Source organism: Micromonospora sp. SL4-19 (assembly GCF_047921475.1).
Taxonomy (GTDB): Bacteria; Actinomycetota; Actinomycetes; order Mycobacteriales; family Micromonosporaceae; genus Micromonospora.
Genome location: NZ_JBLROB010000001.1, coordinates 385,245 through 403,233 on the forward strand (window position 1 = coordinate 385,245; position 17,989 = coordinate 403,233).

At 73.7% G+C, this 17,989-nt stretch carries 13 protein-coding genes; 6 read left to right on the plus strand and 7 right to left on the minus strand.

Translation table 11 applies throughout. The features are described 5' to 3' along the window. Positions 1 to 124 precede the first annotated feature (124 nt). Positions 125 to 817, plus strand: a complete 693-nt coding sequence (locus ACNAVT_RS01705; RefSeq protein ID WP_416292122.1) for a hypothetical protein — start codon at positions 125 to 127, stop codon at positions 815 to 817. After that, positions 814 to 1,755 (plus strand): NAD(+) diphosphatase, encoded by a 942-nt coding sequence (locus tag ACNAVT_RS01710; RefSeq protein ID WP_416292124.1) that lies wholly within the window; start codon positions 814 to 816, stop codon positions 1,753 to 1,755. The genes ACNAVT_RS01705 and ACNAVT_RS01710 overlap by 4 nt, the downstream gene beginning before the upstream one ends. A gap of 41 nt (positions 1,756 to 1,796) precedes the next feature. Here the strand turns inward: ACNAVT_RS01710 and ACNAVT_RS01715 are convergent, their stop codons facing one another. Genes ACNAVT_RS01715 through mfd form a run of 4 tightly spaced genes read right to left on the minus strand, consistent with a single transcriptional unit; the run spans position 1,797 to position 8,896 of the window. Next, positions 1,797 to 3,416 carry a DUF885 domain-containing protein gene (locus ACNAVT_RS01715; RefSeq protein WP_416292126.1) on the minus strand — a complete coding sequence of 540 codons (1,620 nt, stop codon included), beginning with the start codon at positions 3,414 to 3,416 and terminating at the stop codon, positions 1,797 to 1,799. Positions 3,417 to 3,426: 10 nt separating this feature from the next. Continuing rightward, entirely contained in the window at positions 3,427 to 4,416 is a 990-nt protein-coding gene (locus ACNAVT_RS01720) for a nucleoside triphosphate pyrophosphohydrolase (RefSeq protein ID WP_416292128.1), read from the minus strand. A 2-nt stretch (positions 4,417 to 4,418) separates the two neighbouring features. Continuing rightward, the gene (locus tag ACNAVT_RS01725) at positions 4,419 to 5,195 is read right to left on the minus strand and encodes a hypothetical protein (RefSeq protein WP_416292130.1); all 777 of its coding nucleotides are present in this window, start codon (positions 5,193 to 5,195) and stop codon (positions 4,419 to 4,421) included. A 56-nt stretch (positions 5,196 to 5,251) separates the two neighbouring features. Next, positions 5,252 to 8,896 carry a transcription-repair coupling factor gene (mfd, locus tag ACNAVT_RS01730; protein WP_416292132.1) on the minus strand — a complete coding sequence of 1,215 codons (3,645 nt, stop codon included), beginning with the start codon at positions 8,894 to 8,896 and terminating at the stop codon, positions 5,252 to 5,254. A 182-nt stretch (positions 8,897 to 9,078) separates the two neighbouring features. Between mfd and ACNAVT_RS01735 the strand changes: the two genes are divergently transcribed. Beyond that, a complete protein-coding gene (locus ACNAVT_RS01735) occupies positions 9,079 to 9,990 on the plus strand; it encodes a cyclase family protein (RefSeq protein WP_416292134.1) in 912 nt (303 codons plus the stop codon). A gap of 37 nt (positions 9,991 to 10,027) precedes the next feature. Here the strand turns inward: ACNAVT_RS01735 and ACNAVT_RS01740 are convergent, their stop codons facing one another. Together ACNAVT_RS01740 and ACNAVT_RS01745 are read right to left on the minus strand one after the other, a co-directional pair. Then, positions 10,028 to 10,603 (minus strand): hypothetical protein, encoded by a 576-nt coding sequence (locus tag ACNAVT_RS01740; RefSeq protein WP_416292136.1) that lies wholly within the window; start codon positions 10,601 to 10,603, stop codon positions 10,028 to 10,030. Continuing rightward, positions 10,603 to 11,643: a S66 family peptidase gene (locus ACNAVT_RS01745; protein ID WP_416292138.1), complete on the minus strand. Its 1,041-nt coding sequence runs from the start codon at positions 11,641 to 11,643 to the stop codon at positions 10,603 to 10,605. The genes ACNAVT_RS01740 and ACNAVT_RS01745 overlap by 1 nt, the downstream gene beginning before the upstream one ends. A 142-nt stretch (positions 11,644 to 11,785) precedes the next feature. Here ACNAVT_RS01745 and ACNAVT_RS01750 point away from each other — a divergent pair, with 142 nt between their 5' ends. After that, entirely contained in the window at positions 11,786 to 12,841 is a 1,056-nt protein-coding gene (locus ACNAVT_RS01750; protein ID WP_416292140.1) for a hypothetical protein, read from the plus strand. A gap of 123 nt (positions 12,842 to 12,964) precedes the next feature. Continuing rightward, on the plus strand, positions 12,965 to 15,751 hold the full coding sequence (ppc, locus tag ACNAVT_RS01755; protein WP_416292142.1) for a phosphoenolpyruvate carboxylase: 2,787 nt from the start codon (positions 12,965 to 12,967) through the stop codon (positions 15,749 to 15,751). A gap of 55 nt (positions 15,752 to 15,806) precedes the next feature. On the opposite strand, the gene ACNAVT_RS01760 is transcribed toward ppc, so the two are convergent. Beyond that, positions 15,807 to 16,625, minus strand: a complete 819-nt coding sequence (locus tag ACNAVT_RS01760; RefSeq protein WP_416292144.1) for a hypothetical protein — start codon at positions 16,623 to 16,625, stop codon at positions 15,807 to 15,809. A gap of 57 nt (positions 16,626 to 16,682) precedes the next feature. On the opposite strand from ACNAVT_RS01760, the gene ACNAVT_RS01765 reads away from it, so the two are divergent. Beyond that, entirely contained in the window at positions 16,683 to 17,861 is a 1,179-nt protein-coding gene (locus ACNAVT_RS01765) for a DNA recombination protein RmuC (protein WP_416292146.1), read from the plus strand. Positions 17,862 to 17,989 lie beyond the last annotated feature (128 nt).

Consider the following 17,989-nt stretch of genomic DNA (forward strand, 5'->3'; position numbering starts at 1 on the left):
CGGCCCACCAAGCCGCACTCGAACCCCTCATCGGACGGCGAGTTGGACGGACATTCCCGAATTCTCGGGTGCCAACCGGCAACGGGTTTGCGAGAGGTTGCCCCGATCGACAAGGCTGGGCGCCATGCCCGCCGCCTCGACGAATCTCCGCGCGCTCGCCGCCTCGGTCATCGCGTCGCTCACGGTCACCGGCTGTCAGGCCCTCGGCGACGCCGGGACCGCGCTCGGGCGGGCCGACCTGGTCAACGACCTCGCCGCCCGGATGGATCGGGCACTGGAGCAGACCTGGGCCGCCGACTACCAGCTGGCCGGCGGCCAGACGGCCTCGATCGCCCAGACCGAGCTGCCGCTCCGGTCCGCGTACACCTGGCCGGACGGCAAGATCATCGTGACCCAGCAGGCGGTGACGCGCTGTGAGAAGAGCGGCGGACGGATGTCCTGCATCGTGTCACCGCCGGTGCTGACCGCCGGGAAGCCGTCCGTGGTGGTCTACACCGAGTCGCGCAAGCACGGCCTGGTCACCCCACCGGCGGTGATCCGGCTCCTGACCGGCGCCGCCCTCGATCCCGAGGCGACCATCGAGCAGAGCGACACCACCCTGGCCGGGCACCACGCCACCTGCGTCGACGTCACCCGCGCCGGGGAGCGTTTCGCCGCCTGCGTCACCACAGAGGGGGTGCTGGGCAGCTTCACCGGATCCCTGGACGGCAAGCCGGCGGAGGTCACGTTGAGCCGGTACACCGACACGGTCGACTCGGCCGCCTTCGACGTACCGGCCGGGGCAAGCGTGGTGGACCGCCGCTCGGCGACGTCGTGACCGACGGGCCCGATGAAGCCCCGACCGCGTACGGCCACACCGGAGCAGGCGCCCCGGCCGGGACCGGCGCCGCAGCCGACGCGCCGGGCATCCGGGCGGCGGCGGCCCGGGGCGGCTTCCGTCCCGGCGCCGACCGGAGCCGGCCGCCCGCGCCGGACGACCTGGCCCTGCCGGTGGCCGGGCGCAGGCTGCTGACCGGCCCGGACGGGCACTTCCCCCGGATCGGCGAGCTGCCCTCCGGCATCGCCTGGGTGCCGGTCGGGACGCTGGACGGGGTGCCGGCCTGGGCCGCCGAGGTGGTCGACGCCGAGGCGCTGCCCGGGCGCTGGCGCGGCTGGCGGGCCATCGCCGCCGAGCTGCCGGAGCCACTGGCCACCCTCGCCGGGCGGGCCCTCGCCGTCGTCACCTGGCGGCGTACGCACCGCTGGTGCGGGGCGTGCCGGGCGGAGCTGGCCGACGTGCCGGGCGAGACCGCGCGGCGCTGCCCCGGCTGCGACCACTACGTGCCGCTGCCGCTCTCCGTCGCGGTGCTGGTGGCGATCACCCGCCCCGGCCGGGCCGGCGGCCCCGACGAGCTCCTGCTGGTCCGGCACGCGTACGGGCCGACGGAATTGTGGGCGCTGGTGGCCGGGTTCGTCGAGGCGGGCGAGTCGCTGGAGGCGGCCGCTCACCGGGAGGTCGACGAGGAGGTGGGGCTGACCATCGGGCGGCCCGCCTACGTCGACAGCCAGCCCTGGGCGATCTCCGGGCCGGGCACCCTGCTCGCCGGCTTCACCGCCACCGTCGTGGACCCGCACGCCGAGCCGGTGGTCGACGCGAAGGAACTGACCGAGGCGCGCTGGTTCCCGGTGAACGCCCTGCCGGTGGAGCTGCCCCCGGCGTACTCCATCTCGCGCTGGCTGATCGACGCGGTCGCCGCCCGCGCGCAGAGGGGTTGACAGGGCCCTGCTCGGCCCGAGGCGCCAGAAGGGGCCTTTCCTCACACCCCGAGCAGGGTGCGCAGGTGCCGTGGCGGCGGGCAGTCGTGCGCCAGCATCGCGTCGTGCCACTCGCGGACCGACACGCCGTCGGGGCGGGCGCGGGCGATGCCGGCCATCTCGCTGTACCCGACGAAGTACGTGGAGAGCTGGGTGGAGGTGAGCAGCGCCCGGCGCCACTTGCCGGCCGCCTCGCCCTCCTCCTGGAAGCCGCGCCCGATCATCAGCGCCATCGCCTCCGCCTCGGGCATCGCCTCGCAGTGCACGAGCTGATCGAGCAGGGCGTTGATGGTCATCCGGAGCTGCATCTTGAGCTGCTGGAGCCGGACCGGCAGGCCGCCGAAGCCGAGGCCGGCCATCAGCTCCTCGGTGTAGACCGCCCAGCCCTCGACGAACACCCCGGACTCGGTGAGCGCCCGGACCCGGGTCGGGCCCGCGTACCGGCGGGCATGGGCGAGCTGGAGGAAGTGACCGGGCATCGCCTCGTGCACGGTCAGGTTCCGGATCATGTGATCGTTGTACTCGCGGTAGAACGACTCGACCCGCTGCGCGGGCCAGTCCAGCGGAGTGGGCGCGATGCAGTAGAAGGTCGGCACGTCCGCCGTCTCCAGCGGCCCGGGCGAGTCGCAGTAGGCCACGGCGACGCCCCGGGCGAACTCCGGCATCTCCTGGATCACGCACGGATCGTCGACGAGGCTGACCAGGTCGTGCGCGCGGACGAAGTCGGTCGCCTCGTCCAGGGTCACCGAGGCGAGGTCCACGATGGTGGCGTCGTCGGGGTGCTCGGCGGCGAGCAGGTCCAGCGCCCGCCGCACCGTCGCGTCGTCGGCCGGGCCGCCGACCAGCTCGACGGCCGCCTCGCGGATCTCCGCGGTCACCCGGTCCAGGTTGTCCCAGGCGCGGCGCTGGATCTCGGCGGCGCTCAGCTCGGTGTCGAGGGTGTGCCAGAGCCGCGCCTCCCAGCGCCGCCGGCCCAGCCGGGGGTCGCGCCCCGGCCCGGCGTCGGCGGCCAGGCCGATCCGCAGCCAGGCCACGAACTCCTCCAGCGCGGCGATCGCGGCGGTCGCCGCCGGTTCCACCCGGTCGTACAGCGCCGGCGCCTGGGCGAGCAACGCGGGAAACTCGTCGCGGATCAGCGCCGCCGTGCCGGTGAACTGGCCGACCGCCGTCTCCGCGTGGATCCGCGGCATGTCGCGCAGCGTCGCGCGCGCGGTCGCCAGGGCGTCGGGTACGGCCGCCAGCCGCCCGGCGAGCTGGGTCAGCCGCTCCTCGACGGGCGCGTACGGCCGGGCCAGCATGGCGTGCAGCAGCGGACCCGGGTTGTGCCGCAACGGATCCCACTCGTGGGCGCGGATCTCGGTCAGCTCGAACAGCCCCTGGTCGACCATGCTGCTGAGCAGCGCGTGGTCGACCCGCTCCTCGACGTCGAGCGAGTCCGGGTCGATCTCGGAGAGCGCGTCGGCCGCGTCCCGCAGCATCGCCTGGTCGGCGGCGAGCGCGTCGGCGGAGAGGTCGGGCAGTCGATCGTCGTACCGGTGGTCCCCGGCTGCGGTGGCCAGCCCAGGCCGGCTCTCCAGCAACGCCTCGACGATCCGCTCGGCGAGCGGCACGAACGACTCCATGCCGACGACCCTACCGATCTCCCGGCGCCCCGGCTTCGGCGGCGCGGACGGCGTCGGCGTACGCGAGGGCGGCGCGGCGGAGGGCGGCCTCGGGGTCGATGCCGGCCTCCCGGGCGGCGGCGACCGTGGCCAGCAGGCCGGCACCGAGCCGCGCCTCCGGATCCACCTGCGACTCCGCCAGCGGTGGCGGCACCGCCAGGCCGATCCGGCCGGCCCGGTCCAGGATCTTCGCGGCGAGCGCCAGGGCCGGCTGGCTCAACGCGATGCCGTCCAGCACCGACTCGCGCGCCTTCTCGGCCCGCTTGATCCGCTCCCAGCTCGCCTCGATCTCCTCCAGCGAGCCGGCCTTCTCCCCGGAGAAGACGTGCGGGTTGCGCCGGACCATCTTGTCGACCAGGCCGCCGGCCACGTCGTCGACGGTCCAGCGCTTCCCGTCCGGCAGTTCCTCGGCGAGGCGGGCGTGCAGCAGCACCTGGAGCAGCACGTCGCCGAGTTCCTCGCGGAGCGCGTCGGTGTCGTCGGCGCTGATCGCGTCGTACGCCTCGTAGCACTCCTCCAGCAGGAAACCGGCGAGGCTGCGATGGGTCTGCGCCCGCTTCCACGGGTCACCGCCCGGTGAGGCGAGCCGGTCCATCACCTCGACCGCGTCGAGCAGCCGGGCGCCCGGCGGGTCCCACGAGCCGTACATCAGCTCCAACTCGGCCAGGCCCGGCTGGCGGGCCAGCCGCAGCCCCAGCTCCCGGGCCAGCGCCTCGTCACCGGTCGGCCCGGCCAGCCAGACCGCCGTGCCGTGCGCCGCCACCGCGTCGAGCAGCGCCTGCGTGGCGCTCTCGGTCCCCCGCACGGTGACCTCGGCGCCCGCCGCCCGGAGCGCCGCCGTCAGCTCGCTCTCCGCGCCGGCCAGCACCGGCGCGGAGCGTACGACGTCCCAGGCCGGCGCGGTCAGCAGGCCGGCCGGCAGCCGGGGCGAGGTGACCAGCAGGACGATCCGCGCGGTCATGCTCAGGGCGCGACCGTGCCTGCGGACGGGGTGGCCTCCGGCTCGGGCGTGGAAACGTCGATCACCGAGTCGGAACCGGGCTCACCCAGCCGTACGCTCACCGCGGCATACTCGGCCGAGAAGCTGAGCAGCGGGATCTCCAGCGGGCGGTACCGGGGGCTGACCGTGACCTGGTATCCGGCGACGGCCTCACCCAGCACCTTCTTGCTGCCCAGGGCCCCACGCAGCCGGTCACCGTCAAGCTGGGCGGCGGCCTCCTGGACAGTCACCTCGGCGGGAATCACCCCGGCCGCCTTGCCGGCGGCGAGCACGTCGGCGAAGTCCTGCTCGGTCGGCGCGACCGACTCGGCGGGCAGGCCGTTCATACAGGTGGCCAGCTCGGCCACCCGCTCGGCGTACGCGGTGTCGGCCGGGACGCCGAGCTGCGGCGCGATCTGCTCCGCCGTGGCCCGCGCCGGCGGCTGGTAGCCCTTGTCGGCGGAGAGCCGCTGGCACACGTCGAGCAGCACCAGGTTGGTGACCACCTGGCTGCGGGACGGCAGCGGCGGCCGGCTCGGCGCGGCCTGCTCGGGGCTGGCAGTCGACTCCTGGCTGGCGCCTGGTTCCGGGCTGGGCGTGGGCATCTTGGCCCTCAGCTCGTCGAGCAGGCTGGTCACCGCATCCTCGGTGATGCGGTGATCACCGACGTAGGCGGCGACCCCGGGCTCGGTACGGCAACCGGAGAGGGCGACGAGGCCGACCGCCACGCTGGCGACGGCGATGAGACGGCGAGCAAGCATGCCGGCCACTCTCTCATGCCCGGCAAGCTGCTGTGACGCCGCCCACCCCGCCGAGCTCACCGCCCCCGGGCCCCGGCCGGTTGGGCCGTCGCCGGCTCACCCAGCACGTCGGAGAGCAGCTGGGCGCACCACTCCAGCAGCGCCTGATCGCGCAGCGGCTCGCCGCCGACCCGGCGGGTGCTCGGCCGCGGCACGCTGACCTGGTCGAGCGCCTGCTTGTAGACCGAATCCGGGTGGTACCGCTTGAGCCGCAGCTGCTTCGAGTCGGGCAGCGGCAGCGGGCCGAACCGGATGTGCTTGCCCTGCATCGAGACGTCGGTGAGGCCGTACCGCCGGGCCAGCAGCCGGAAGCGGGCCACCGCGACCAGGTTCTGCACCGGAGCGGGCGGCTCCCCGTAGCGGTCGGTCATCTCGGCGACCACCTCGCGCAGCCGCTCCTCGTCGCGGGCCTCGGCGAGCTTGCGGTACATCTCCAGCCGCAGGCGTTCCACCCCGACGTAGTCGTGCGGCAGGTGCGCGTCGACCGGCAGGTCCACCTTGACCTCGGTCTCCTCCTCCGGGTGCTCGCCCTTGAACGCGGAGACCGCCTCGCCCACCATCCGGACGTACAGGTCGAAGCCGACGCCCTCGATGTGGCCGGACTGCTCACCGCCGAGCAGGTTGCCCGCGCCCCGGATCTCCAGGTCCTTCATCGCCACGTACATGCCGGCGCCCAGCTCGGTGTGCTGGGCGATGGTGGCCAGCCGCTCGTGCGCGTTCTCGGTGAGCGGCTTGTCCGGCGGGTAGAGGAAGTACGAATACGCCCGCTCGCGGCCCCGGCCGACCCGACCCCGGATCTGGTGCAGCTGGGCCAGGCCGAGCAGGTCGGCCCGCTCCACGATCAGCGTGTTGGCGTTCGGGATGTCGATGCCGGACTCCACGATCGTGGTGCAGACCAGGACGTCGAACTCCTTCTCCCAGAAGCCGACCATCACCTTCTCGAGCGCCTCCTCGCTCATCTGGCCGTGCGCCACCGCGACCCGGGCCTCGGGCACCAGCTCGCGGAGCCGGCGGGCCGCCCGCTCGATCGACTCGACCCGGTTGTGCAGGTAGAAGACCTGCCCGTCACGGAGCAGCTCACGGTGGATCGAGGCGGCCACCTGCCGGTCGTCGTACGCCCCGACCGCGGTGAGCACCGGATGCCGCTCCTCCGGCGGGGTGGCGATGGTGGACATCTCCCGGATGCCGGTGATCGCCATCTCCAGCGTGCGCGGGATCGGGGTGGCCGACATGGCCAGCACGTCGACCGAGGCGCGCAGGGTCTTGAGGTGCTCCTTGTGCTCGACGCCGAAACGCTGCTCCTCGTCGATGATCACCAGGCCGAGCTGCTTGAACCGGGTGGCCGCCTGGAGCAGCCGGTGGGTGCCGATGACGATGTCCGCGGTGCCGTCGGCGACCATCGCCAGGGTCTGCTCGGCCTCCTTCGGCGTCTGGAACCGGGAGAGCTGCCGGATGGCGATCGGGAACTGGCTCATCCGCTCGGCGAAGGTGTTGTAGTGCTGTTGCACGAGCAGGGTGGTGGGCACCAGCACGGCCACCTGCTTGCCGTCCTGCACCGCCTTGAACGCCGCGCGGACCGCGATCTCGGTCTTGCCGTATCCGACGTCGCCGCAGATCAGGCGGTCCATCGGGACGGTCTGCTCCATGTCCCGCTTGACCTCTTCGATCGCGGCGAGCTGGTCCGGCGTCTCCTGCCAGGGGAAGGCGTCCTCCAGCTCCCGCTGCCACGGGGTGTCCGAGCCGAACGCGTGCCCCTTGGACGCCTTGCGGGCGGCGTAGAGCTGGATGAGCTGGGCGGCGATCTCCCGGACCGCCTTGCGGGCCCGGGCCTTGGACTTCTGCCAGTCCGAGCCGCCCATCTTGTGCAGGGTGGGCTGCTCACCGCCGACGTACCGGGAGAGCTGGTCGAGCTGGTCGGTGGGGACGAAGAGCCGGTCACCGGGCTGGCCGCGCTTGCTCGGGGCGTACTCGATGACCAGGTATTCCCGGCTCGCGCCGTTGACCGTGCGTTGCACCAGCTCGACGTACCGGCCGATGCCGTGCTGCTCGTGCACCACGTGGTCGCCGGCCCGCAGCTCCAGCGGGTCGATGGTGTTGCGCCGCCGGCTCGGCATCTTGCGCATGTCCCGGGTGGTGGCGCCCCGGCCGCCGGTGACGTCGTTGCCGGTGAGCAGCACGAAGCGGGACGCCTCGTCGACGAAGCCGGCGGTCAGGCAGCCGCAGGAGACCAGCAGCTCGCCGGGGGCGGGCGCGGCCGGCACCTCCTCGGTGAGCCGGGCGCCGAGGCCGGCGTCGCGGAGCACCTCGACGGCCCGCTGGGCGGGGCCGTGGCCCTCGAAGACCAGCGCCATCGACCAGCCCTCGCCGGCCCACCGCTTGAGGTCGTCGACCACCCGCGCGGTCTCGCCGTGGTAGAGCGGAGCGGGCTGGGCGGCCAGGGCCACCGCGATCGCGTCGTCCGGGGCGATGTCGACCTCGGTCGGCTCGTCCTCCCACGGCTGCCGGGCCGGGGCGGCCTCCGCCTCGACCAGGCCGAACGGCGCCACGGTCCACCAGGGCTGGCGCAGGGCGCGGGCGGCCGTGCGTACGTCGGCCAGGCTGCGGAAGGCCGCGGCGCCGAGGTCGATCGGGGCCTGGCCTCCGACGGCGGCCGCGGCCCAGCTGGCCTGGAGGAACTCCTCCGAGGTACGGACCAGGTCGTGCGCCCGGGTGCGGATCCGCTCCGGGTCGCAGAGCAGGACGTGGGTGCCGGGCGGCATGCAGTCGAGCAGCAGCTCCATCGAGTCGGCGCCGATCAGCGCCGGGGCGAGCGACTCCATGCCCTCGACCGGGATGCCCTCGGCGAGCTTGTCGAGGATCTCGGCCAGCTCCGGGTGCTCATCGGCGAGCGCGGCGGCCCGCCGCCGCGCCGACGGGGTCAGCAGCAGCTCCCGGCAGGGCGGCGCCCACAGCTGCGGGACGCCCTCGATGGTCCGCTGGTCGGCGACGGCGAAGGTGCGGATCTCCTCCACCTCGTCGCCCCAGAACTCGACCCGGGACGGATGCTCGTCGGTGGGCGGGAAGACGTCCAGGATGCCGCCGCGCACGGCGAACTCGCCGCGCTTGGTGACCAGGTCCACCCGGGCGTACGCCATGTCGGTGAGCCGGCGGGCGACCTCTTCCAGATCCGCCTCGTCGCCGGCGGCGAGCTGCACCGGCTCCAGATCACCGAGCCCCTTGAGCTGCGGCTGGAGCAGCGACCGGACGGGCGCCACGACCACCCGCAGCGGTCCCGTACGCCCCTGCGCGTCGGCGGAGTCCGGGTGGGCCAGCCGGCGCAGCACGGCCAGCCGCCGCCCGACCGTGTCGGATCGGGGCGAGAGCCGCTCGTGCGGCAACGTCTCCCAGGACGGGAAGACGGCCACCTGCTCCGGCGGCAGCAGGCTGCCCAGCGCGGAGGCGAGGTCGTCGGCCTCACGGGTGGTCGCCGTCACCGCCAGCACCGGGCGCCCCGCGCCGCCGACGGGCTCGTCGGCCGCGACCGCGGCGACGGCGAACGGGCGCAGCGCGGCCGGGGCGGTGACGTCGAGACCGTCGACCTGGGCGGCACCGGAGCGCGCCAGGTCACGCGCCCGGGCCAGCCCGGGGTCGGCCAGGGCGGCGGAGAAGAGTCCGGTGAGCATCTGTGATCACTTCCAGGAAGGTCGACGCACGACGACGACCCCGCGTCCGGCCGGACGGGGGGTGCACCCATCGAGACTATCCCCCTCCCCGGACATTCCGGGCCCCAGCCGCCCCGCCCTTCCGCGCCGCGCCGGGGGGGACGGATCTTGACCGGGGCAGGTGAGCGTGGTGCGGTGGCGGTATGGCTGAATACCGGGCGGTGTTCGACGCGGAGGTCGGCTTCGCCAACGGCGGAGGGCTGCGGACCGACGGCTTCCGGTTGGACATCGCCGGCCCGGAGATCGACGACGTGACGCTGGGCGCGCTCCTCGTCCGGCACCTCGGGCTGCTCATGGTCGCCGATGTGCGGATCACCAACAAGACGGTCGTCGAGGAGCCGCACAAGGGCGGCCGGGGAGTCACCGTCCCGCCGGGTGGCGGCAGCCGGCGACTTGTCGAGCTGAGCCACGTGATCACCGACGGGATGACCACCCTGCCTGGCTGGCAGCCGCCCCGGATCACCGACTGGCTCACTCGGGAGGAGTCCCGGCTGAGGTACGCGCCGGGCGTGGAGTTCCACGTCGCCCGGATCGACATGATCGCCAACACCGGCACGTACGTCGACGCCCCCGCGCACCGCTGGGCGAACGGCGCCGACCTCACCGGGGTCCCGCTGGACCGGCTCGCCGACCTGCCCGGGATCGTGGTGCGGGCGCCGGCCGGCACCCGGGCCGTGGACCGGCTGATGCTCGCCCCGTACGACGTGGCCGGGCGGGCGGTGCTGCTGCACACCGGCTGGGACACGCACTTCGGCACCGACCGGTACGCCGGCCCCGACGCCCCCTACCTGACGGGGGACGGCGCGGAGTGGCTGGTCGAGGCGGGCGCGGCCCTGGTCGGCATCGACTCGATCAACATCGACGACATGACGCCGGCCGCCGCCGGCGAACGCCCGGCACACAGCACCCTGCTCGCCGCCGGCATCCCGATCGTGGAGCACCTGACCGGCCTGGCCGCCCTGCCCCCGGAGGGCTTCCGGTTCACCGCCGCGCCCCCGCGGGTGGCCGGCATGGGCACCTTCCCGGTCCGCGCATTCGCCGTGCTCCACGCCTGAGCGTTGACAGCTCAGCCCACCAGCAGGACGGAACCGGTCAGAAGCCGTGCCGACTGGGGCCGATAACGGTCAGGCCGGCCCGCCGGGCCAGCCACTCGGCCCGGTCCGCCTCCCGCTCACGGCCGCCGACATGCACGAAAACCGTATGCCCGTCGGCGGGCTCGGTCGCCCAGATGTCGGAGGCGTTGAGGACCAACTGGACGTGAGCGTGCTTGGCCTGCCGCCCCAGGTCGAGGCAGCACACCGCCGGCCAGGCGTTGAGCAACCACTGCACGTACGCCTGGTCGGGCCCGACGGTCTCCGCCAAATGCCCCTCCACCAGGCCGAGCCCGCGCACCTGCACATCGACGTCGACCCGCGGATCCGCCGGGTCCTGCGGTCCGGTCTCCTTCTCGCTGGCCGCGTCCACCCACATCCGGTCCTCCCCATCGGCCCCCAGCCAATGGCCGTACGCGTCGAGGTAACGCGGCAGACCTGAGTGCCGCCCGGTACGCGCCCACAGCTCCACCTCGGTGTTGCGCAGGTCGGCCACGTTCAGCAGATGGCCGACGGCGTGCAGCGCCCGGTCGACGTCCGAGGTACGCAGGACCGGGTACGCCCGCGAGTCGCTCATCAGTAGCGCACCGAGATGCGGCGCTCGACCGCGTCGACTCGGACCTCCCCGCCGTACGGAATGATCAACTGCGGGTCGGTGTGGCCCAGGTCGACGTCGAAGACCACCACGGCGTCCGGGTGGTACGCCGCCAGCGCCCGGGTAACCGCGTCCCGCTGAGCGTCGACGAACTCCTGGCGCTGCGCCATGGTGTGCGGACGGTCGAACTCCCACGCCTTGGCCCGACCGACCAGCACGGCCGGGAAGCCGGCGAGCAGCCCGCGTTCGCCCATGTTGCGCAGGATCCGGAAGACCTCGGTGGCCGAGGGCAACTCCTGCGACGTCTCGATGATCAGCACCTCGCCCGCGTGGTCCGCCACCGTCCCGACCCGGTCGGTGGCCAGCAGCCAGTGCAGGATCTCGAGGTTCCCGCCCCAGGCGCGGCCCTGCACCACGGTCGCCGGCCCCTGCCAGCGCCACCCGGTGCCGGGGAACATCACCGGCTCGTCCGCCAGGGTGGCCGGGTCCCGCCAGTCGTTCGGCTGGTCACCCCAGTCGGCAGCCGGGGTCAGGTCGTACCAGCCGGAGGTGAAGAGGGCGGCGCGCAGTGAGTCGAAGGTCAGCGGGTGCGGCTTGCCGGGCCGGCCGAGGTGCACCATCACCGACCCGCCGTGGTACGCGACGTTCCCCAGCCGGTACAGGTGGTTGAGGACGTTGGTGTTGTCCGAGTAGCCGAAGTACGGCTTCGGGTTGGCCCGCAGCACCGCATCGTCCAGGTAGGGCGTGACGGTGATCAGGTCCTCCCCGCCGACGGTGGCCAGCACGGCGGTGATCGTCGGGTCGGCGAAGGCGGCGGTCAGGTCCCGCGCCCGGTCCCGCGGTTCGGCACCCGTCTGCCGGGTCGTCGGATACTCCACCGGCTCCAGCCCGAACTCCTCGCGCAGCCGGCGCACCCCCAGCTCGTACACGTGGGGGAAGAGGCCCGGCAGCCCGGCGGACGGGGAGACCACGGCGACCCGGTCTCCCGGCTTCGGCTTGGCGGGATATCGCAACGACGTCATGCCCCGACGCTATCCACCCCCACCAGTGGGTTTTCCGGGTGTCCGCTCGACCTCGACCGGGTGACGGCGCACACCGCCGCCGGGCACCTTCTCAGGTGGCGAAACCACCAACCCAGGCGAAGCGCCGCCCTAGGCTGGCGACGTGGGCGAGCAGGGGCGGGAGCTTCCGGTACGCGACTGGCTGCCGCGCGCGGCGGCGCTGCTGGTCGGCACGCTCGCCCTGGCCACCGCGTTCATCGCGGCGTACGTCGGGGCGCTGCACAAGCCGACCCCGCGCGACGTCCCGGTCGGCGTGGTCCGTAGCGACCAACGCGCCGAGGCCGTGCTGGCCGCCGTCCGGTCGCGGACCCACACGATCAAACCCGTCGGGTACGACAGCCAGGACCGGGCCATCGACGCCCTGACCTCCCGCGAGGTCTACGCGGTGCTCCACTCCGGCCCCGGCGGCAGCCTGACCCTGACCACGGCCAGCGCGGCCGCGCCCGCCGCCACCGACCTGGTCGGCCAGGTGCTCGGCCAGGCCGCCCGGCAGGCCAACCTGCCGCTCCAGGTCACCGACGCGGTGCCCGTCTCCGCCGAGGACCCGCGCGGGCTGGTGCCGTTCTATCTCGCGGTCGGCCTGGTGCTCGGGGGCTACCTGGCGTCCACCGCGCTGGGCATCTCGCTCGGCACCGCACCCCGCAGCCTGCCCCGGGCCGCGCTGCGGATCGGCACCCTCGCGGTGCACTCCGTGCTGCTCGGGATCATCGGCGCGGTCCTGGTCGGGCCGGTGATGTACATCTGGGACCACGATGTCGTCGCGGTCGCCCTGGTGGGCGCGCTCACCGTGTTCGCCGCCGGCATGGTCGCCGCGGCCGTGCAGGGGTGGCTGGGGCTGCTCGGCACCGGGCTGGTGATCCTGCTGCTGGTGGTGCTCGGCAATCCCGGCTCCGGCGGCATCTACGCACCGGAGTTCCTGCCCACCTTCCTGCGCGGGATGCACCGGTGGAACGTTCCCGGGCTCGCCACCGACCTGCTCAAGTCGGCCGTCTACTTCGACTGGCGGTCCGGGCGCTGGCCGCTGGTCGGGCTGCTGAGCTGGGCCGTGCTCGGGATCCTCGGGCTGGCCACCTCGGCGGTCTTCCAGGCGCACCGACGGAGGATCCGCGCCGCGAGGGCCCGCTCGACAGCTGCCGACAGGCCGGTCGCCGATGGCTGAGCAGGGGCGCTCGTCCGAGAGTGCACTTCGTCACGTGGTCCCCCTCCTGCCGTCGGGCCGTACGCGGATACGATCCAGGGAGTCGGACAGCGCTGTCCTTCGTACTCTCGTAAGGAGCGCACCGTGACCGACCAGCATGACCACGACGGCCCGGACGCTGCGCTGCGGGCCGACATCCGCCGCCTCGGGAGGCTGCTCGGGCAGACCCTCGCCCGGCAGGAGGGCCGCCCGCTGCTCGACCTGGTCGAGGAGATCCGCGCCCAGGTCCGCTCCGACGCCCCCGCCGCGGCCCAGCGCCTCGCCGGACTCGACGTCACCACCGGCACCAAGTTGGCCCGGGCCTTCTCCACCTACTTCCACCTGGCCAACATCACCGAGCAGGTGCACCGGGCCCGCGACCTTCGTCGACGCCGGGCCATCCACGGCGGCTGGTTGGACCAGGCGGCCCGGATGATCGCCGAACGCGGGGTGGCGGCCGAGGAGATCGCTGCCGCGGCCCGCCGGCTCGCGGTCCGCCCGGTCTTCACCGCCCACCCCACCGAGGCGGCCCGCCGCTCGATCCTGTCCAAGCTGCGCGCCGTCGCCGACGAGCTGGACGCCGAGACCGCCAACGCGATCCTCTACGGCGCCAGCGACGAGGGGCCGGCCAACCGGCGCCTGGCCGAGCTGCTGGACCTGATGTGGCAGACCGACGAGCTGCGGCTGGACCGGCCCGACCCGACCGACGAGGCCCGCAACGCCATCTACTACCTGCGCGACCTCTACGCGGAGGCCGCCCCGCAGGTCCTCGACGACCTCGCCGACACGCTGCGCACCCTGGGCGTGGAGACCTCGCCGACCGCCCGCCCGCTGACCTTCGGCACCTGGATCGGCGGTGACCGGGACGGCAACCCCTTCGTCACCCCCGCGGTCACCCGCGAGGTGCTGCGGATCCAGCACGAGCACGGCATCGAGGCCACCGAGAAGGCGATGGACGAGCTGATCAGCGAGGTCTCCGTCTCCCGCCGGCTACGCGCTGTCTCGCTGGACCTCTCCGCCAGCCTCGCCACCGACCTGGACGCGCTGCCCGAGGTGGCGCCCCGGTTCCGCCGGGTGAACGCCGAGGAGCCGTACCGACTCAAGGCGCGATGCGTGAAGGCGAAGCTGGCCAACACCCGGGAGCGGCTGCGTACCGGCACCATGCACGTGCCGGGGCGGGACTACCGGGGTTCGGCCGAGCTGATCGCCGACCTGGAGCTGCTGCGCGCCTCGCTGGCCCGCAACTCCGGGCAGCTCACCGCCGTGGGCCGGCTCGCCTCGACGATCCGTACGGTTTCCGCGTTCGGGCTGCACCTGGCGACCATGGACGTACGCGAGCACGCCGAGGCACACCACGCGGTCCTCGCCCAGCTGTACGCGGCGGTCGGCGAGGTGTCCGACTACCCGTCGCTGTCCCGGCTGGAGCGCACCAAGCTGCTCGCCGACGAGTTGGCCGGCCGCCGGCCGCTCTCCACCCTGGACAGCCCGCTCACCGAGAACGCGCAGAAGACGTTCGACGTGTTCGCGGCGATCCGGGAGGCGCAGGACCGGTTCGGCGCCGAGGTGATCGAGTCCTACATCATCTCGATGACCCTCGGCGTGGACGACGTGCTCGCCGCGGTGGTGCTGGCCCGGGAGGCCGGCCTGATCGACGTGCACAGCGGCCGCGCCCGGATCGGCTTCGTGCCGCTGCTGGAGACCCCGGCCGAGCTGAACGCCGGCGGCGAGCTGCTGGACGAGCTGCTGTCGCTGCCCGCGTACCGGACGCTCGTCGCGGCCCGGGGTGACGTACAGGAGGTGATGCTGGGCTACTCCGACTCCAACAAGGAGGCCGGCATCACCACCAGCCAGTGGTCGATCCACCGGGCCCAGCGCGCGCTGCGCGACGTGGCGGCCCGGCACGGCGTGCACCTGCGGCTGTTCCACGGCCGGGGTGGCACGGTCGGCCGGGGCGGCGGCCCGACCCACGAGGCGATCCTGGCCCAGCCGTACGGCACGCTGGACGGCGCGATCAAGGTGACCGAGCAGGGTGAGGTCATCTCCGACAAGTACACGCTGCCCGCGCTGGCCCGGGAGAACCTGGAACTGACCGTCGCGGCGGTGCTCCAGGCGACCCTGCTGCACACCGCGCCCCGGCAGCCGGCCGAGATGCTGGAACGCTGGGACGCCACCATGGACGTGGTCTCCGAGGCGGCGTTCCGGTCGTACCGGTCGCTCGTCGAGGACCCGGACCTGGCGGCATACTTCTGGGCCTCCACGCCGACCGAACTGCTGGGCGCGCTGAACATCGGCTCCCGGCCGGCGAAGCGGCCGAACACCGGCGCCGGGCTGGCCGGGCTGCGGGCCATCCCGTGGGTGTTCGGCTGGACGCAGACCCGGCAGATCGTGCCGGGCTGGTTCGGCGTCGGCTCCGGGCTGGCCGCCGCACGGGCCGCCGGGCGGCAGGACGTGCTCGCCGAGATGCACCGCAACTGGCACTTCTTCCGCACGTTCCTGTCGAACGTCGAGATGATGCTGACCAAGACCGACCTGAACATCGCCCACCGGTACGTGGAGACGCTGGTCCCGAAGAAGCTGCACCCGATCTTCGACAAGATCCGGCAGGAGTACGAGCTGACCAAGCAGGAGGTGCTGGCCGTCACGGCCTCACCGGCCCTGCTGGAGAACTCGCCCGTCCTCCAGCGCACCCTCGCCGTGCGGGACACCTACCTGGAGCCGCTGCACCACCTCCAGGTGGCGCTGCTGCGCCAGTACCGCGACACCGGCGCCGCCGGCCGTGCGGTGGCGACCGCGCCGGGCGGCCGCCGGGCGCCCAACGACGGCACGGCGCTGGAGCGGGCGCTGCTGACCACGGTCAACGGCATCGCCGCCGGCATGCGCAACACCGGCTGAGCCGGGCCGGGCGGGCCCGGGCGGATCACCGCTCGGCCCGCCGCCGGCGCGAGAGTCACCAGTCGCCGCCGCCGAAGTCCCCGCCGAAGTCGCCCCCACCGAAGTCGCCGCCGCCGAAGTCCCCACCACCGGCACCGGGGTAGTCGCCCTGGTAGCCGGTGAACTGGTCGCCACCGACGTCGTTACCGCCCTGGTCGCCGTAGTCCTGGCCGTCGCCGAACCCGTCCTGGAAGCCCTCCTGGTAGCCGGCCTCGTAGCCGTGGCCGGGGTCGGCGAAGGCGGGCGAGAAGAGTGCGTCGGCGATGAGCATGCCGCCGATCACGCCGGCGCCGGCGCCGAGGGCGGTCTTCCACCACGGGGTCGAGTACCAGCCGGCCGGCACCGGCCGCCCCTGCCAGTTGCCGCCGGGGTAGTAGTACGGCGTGCGGTTGCCCGGCTGCGGGCCGGCCCGGTAGGTCTGCCCCTGCACGTTGACCTCGCGCTCCCTGGTGAGCATCCCGGCGCCCCGGGCCGCGGCCAGCGGCGGCAGCTCCGGCCCCGGGTCGATGCCCATCGCGGCCCGCGCCGCCCGGATGTACGCCAGCCCCTCCAACGCGGTCTCCCGGGCCAGCCCGAACTGGTGCGCGGTTCGCGCCTGCTCCAGCTGGGAGCCGGCTGCGTTGTACCGCTCGCCCGCGTCGGCCAGCGCCTGGCGTACCGCCGGGGCGTCTCCGTGCAGGTTCATCAGCTGCCCGCCGAGCCGCTCGTACCAGCGCTGCGCCTCAGCGCGGGCGTCGGCCAGCTCGGTGGCCCGCCGGGACCTGCTACCCCATCGCCAGAACACGAACGCACCTCCGAGCATCAGCACCAGGACGAAGCACAGCGCAACTTTCATGACTCGACGGTACCCACGGGGGTCACGTCGCATCCGTTTGGCAAGCTTCGGAGGGTGATGAGCTTCGCGACGCTGGCCGTGGTGATCATCTGTCTCGCCGTGGGCGGCGCGGTGGGCTGGCTGGCCGCCCGGTCGCGCGCGGCCACCCAGATCGCCCGGCTGGAGGCGACCCTCGCCGCCACCCGGGAGGGCGAGGGGCGGCTGGAGCAGTCGATGCGGGCGCTCAGCTACGAGGCGACCGCCCAGTCCCAGGAGGCCGTCGCGCGGGCGGTGGCTCCGCTGCACGACACCCTCCGGCGCTACGAGCAGCGCGTCGGCGAGCTGGAACGCGACCGGGTCGACGCGTACGCCGAACTGCGCGAGCAGGTGCGGGCGATGAGCACGGTCTCCGGGGAGCTGCGCACCGAGACCAAGCAGCTCGTCGCGGCGCTGCGCGCCCCGCAGGTCCGCGGTCGCTGGGGCGAACACCAGCTCCGCCGCATCGTCGAGGCGGCCGGCCTGCTGGAGCACTGCGACTTCAACGAGCAGGTCACCGCCGCCACCGATCACCAGGTGGTACGCCCCGACCTGGTGGTCCGCCTGCACGGCGGCCGGACGGTGGTGGTCGACGCCAAGGCGCCCTTCGACGCGTACCTGACCGCGATGGAGGCCCGCGACGAGCGGGGGCGGGACACCCACCTCGACGCCCACGCGCGGCACCTGCGGGCGCACGTGGACGCGCTGGCCGCCAAGTCCTACTGGGCCGCGTTCGACCCGTCGCCGGAGTTCGTGGTGCTCTTCGTGCCGGCCGACCCGTTCCTCGACGTGGCGCTGCAGCGCGACCCGACGCTGCTGGAGCACGCCTTCGCCCGCAACGTGGTGCTGGCCACCCCGGCGACCCTGGTGGCGCTGCTGCGCACGGTGGCGTACTCGTGGCGGCAGGAGGCGCTGGCCCGCAACGCAGCCACCGTGCACGCGCTGGCCCGCGAGCTGTACGGACGACTGTCCACCCTGGGCGACCACGTCGGCAAGCTGGGCGCGTCGCTCGGCGGGGCGGTCACGGCCTACAACCGGGCGGTGGGGTCGCTGGAGGCGCGGGTGCTGGTCAGCGCCCGCAAGCTGGCCGAGTTGGGTGTCTCCGACCAGAAGCTGGCCGCGCCGGCACAGGTCGAGGCGGCCCCCCGCCAGCCCCAGGCGCCGGAGCTGGTGGAGGGCGTGTCCACACCGGCCGAGCGGTCGGCAAAAATCGACGGTTGACCCGCGCCGCCCGGCAGTGGCTGCCGGTCCAAATCACGGACCGGTCACAACCTGCCCCGGGATCGTGACATCGACACCGGCTGCCCCCAAGGATCACCGTCACGCGTGCCCTGTTTCTTACGGGCCCT

Coding starts and splice junctions, on each gene's coding strand:
- ACNAVT_RS01760 (WP_416292144.1), bottom strand. CDS start 16,625: ATGAAAGTTGCGCTGTGCTTCGTCCTGGTGCTGATGCTCGGAGGTGCG.
- ACNAVT_RS01740 (WP_416292136.1), bottom strand. CDS start 10,603: ATGAGCGACTCGCGGGCGTACCCGGTCCTGCGTACCTCGGACGTCGAC.
- ACNAVT_RS01705 (WP_416292122.1), top strand. CDS start 125: ATGCCCGCCGCCTCGACGAATCTCCGCGCGCTCGCCGCCTCGGTCATC.
- ACNAVT_RS01765 (WP_416292146.1), top strand. CDS start 16,683: ATGAGCTTCGCGACGCTGGCCGTGGTGATCATCTGTCTCGCCGTGGGC.
- ACNAVT_RS01720 (WP_416292128.1), bottom strand. CDS start 4,416: ATGACCGCGCGGATCGTCCTGCTGGTCACCTCGCCCCGGCTGCCGGCC.
- mfd (WP_416292132.1), bottom strand. CDS start 8,896: ATGCTCACCGGACTCTTCTCCGCCGCCCTGGCCGACCCCGGGCTGGCC.
- ACNAVT_RS01745 (WP_416292138.1), bottom strand. CDS start 11,643: ATGACGTCGTTGCGATATCCCGCCAAGCCGAAGCCGGGAGACCGGGTC.
- ACNAVT_RS01735 (WP_416292134.1), top strand. CDS start 9,079: ATGGCTGAATACCGGGCGGTGTTCGACGCGGAGGTCGGCTTCGCCAAC.
- ACNAVT_RS01715 (WP_416292126.1), bottom strand. CDS start 3,416: ATGGAGTCGTTCGTGCCGCTCGCCGAGCGGATCGTCGAGGCGTTGCTG.
- ACNAVT_RS01725 (WP_416292130.1), bottom strand. CDS start 5,195: ATGCTTGCTCGCCGTCTCATCGCCGTCGCCAGCGTGGCGGTCGGCCTC.